The sequence below is a fragment of the Paenibacillus sp. NPDC056579 genome (genome assembly GCF_042793215.1).
Classification (GTDB): Bacteria; Bacillota; Bacilli; order Paenibacillales; family NBRC-103111; genus Paenibacillus_S.
Map to the genome: position 1 here is coordinate 1 of NZ_JBHTVD010000042.1, position 1,723 is coordinate 1,723.

At 37.7% G+C, this 1,723-nt stretch carries 1 protein-coding gene and 1 pseudogene; one reads left to right on the forward strand and one right to left on the reverse strand.

What is annotated here, in order from left to right; translation table 11 throughout:
• The first annotated feature begins 214 nt into the window (after nucleotides 1-214).
• Nucleotides 215-1,462, forward strand: a complete 1,248-nt coding sequence (locus ACFQ88_RS39645; RefSeq protein ID WP_031600262.1) for an IS256-like element ISBsu2 family transposase — start codon at nucleotides 215-217, stop codon at nucleotides 1,460-1,462.
• Between the two features lie 82 nt (nucleotides 1,463-1,544).
• Here ACFQ88_RS39645 and ACFQ88_RS39650 read toward each other — a convergent pair.
• Nucleotides 1,545-1,723: pseudogene (locus tag ACFQ88_RS39650) on the reverse strand (sortase domain-containing protein); the annotation flags it as partial.

The window sequence follows — 1,723 nt, forward strand, 5'->3', positions numbered from 1 at the left end:
AAGATGCTTAAAGCCTGAGATGAATTGAATTTTCATCCAGGTTTTTTTTAACAGTAATCTTGCAGTTTAAGCAGGTGATAATCGAGGTTCAAAAGTTTCTCAGCAAACGAAGGAGGCTGGGAGTGTAATATTAACTGTGTAAGTAAGGAATGCGTACGGTTCCTTACTCACACAGTTTTTTATTTGATAGAATAATAAGTATAAAGCTAAAGGAGTGGTTTCAGTGGGGAAATTGAAAAGAGATCCGAACTCCGTAGAATTAGCTAACAAGATTATCGAACAGTATCAGCCTAAATCAGTAGAAGATATGCAAGAAGCATTAAAAGACATATTTGGTCCCATGTTTGAGTCAATGCTAAAAGGTGAAATGAATCACCATTTGGGCTATGAATCCAATGACAAGGGAGAAAAAGAAACAAGAAATAGAAGAAATGGATATGGCAAAAAGATCGTGAAAACAACAGCAGGAGAAGTTGAAATTGCAGTCCCCCGTGATCGTGATGGTTCATTTGAACCGCAGTTGATTCCAAAGCGTAAAAGAGATGTATCCTCTATAGAGGATAAGGTCATTTCGATGTATGCCAGAGGAATGTCACAACGAGACATTTCTTCCACGATAGAAGACATCTATGGCTTTTCTGTATCTCATGAAATGGTATCCGACATTACGGATACTGTACTTCCTAATTTAGAAGAGTGGCAAAATCGTCCCTTAAGTAACTGTTACCCTTTTGTGTTTGTCGATTGTCTTTACACAACCATTCGTAATGACTATGAAACGAAGAAGTATGCCGTTTACACAATACTAGGATATACCATAGAAGGTAAAAAGGACATTCTAGGTTTGTGGTTGAATGAAACGGAAAGTAAACATAAATGGATGCAAATTTTTGATGAAATCAAATCTCGTGGTGTAGAAGATATCTTCTTTCTCTCAATGGATGGCGTTAGTGGTCTGGAAGAAGGAGCACGTGCGATTTTTCCTGATGTGACCGTACAGAGATGTATTGTTCATTTAATTCGAAATTCGATTAAGTATATACCAAGTAAAGACTACAAGCCTTTTACTGCTGCCTTAAAGAAAGTGTATGGAGCTCCAAGCCTTAAGGCTTGTCACAGTGCATTTGAATCTTTTGAAAAGCAGTGGTCTACGTACCCTGGAGCTGTAGACGTATGGAAACGAAACTTTTCTCATGTGGAACAACTTTTCGATTATGGTGGTAATATTCGTAAAATCATGTACACTACAAATGCCGTTGAAAGTATCCACTCTAGCTTTCGAAAAGTCACGAAAAAAGGAGCATTCCCCCATGAGAATGCCCTATTAAAAATATTGTTTTTACGAACAAAAGAATTAGAAAAGAAATGGGATGGTGGACGCATCCAGCAATGGGCTATGGTCATGAATCAACTATTAGTTCATGACCACCTAAAGGAACGTGTGAAGAAATATCTAGAATAACTTACACACTTTTCTTGACAAGCCCAAAAAAGCTGCCGTTTTGAACGGCAGCTTTTCTTTTCGTGCTTTCACTCTTGCATATTTAATTTGTATGGCCAAAAGAATCAACCAATTCCCCTTTCACAACAAGGCGCCCTTCAGTTTTGACAGCCTGTCACATGTGATTAGCGTAATCTCTTTTTTGTTTGTCTCCTCAACTACATCTGCATCCGTTTCCGATATGATGTCTTTAGATGTTACAGAATAGATATAATCCTTTTT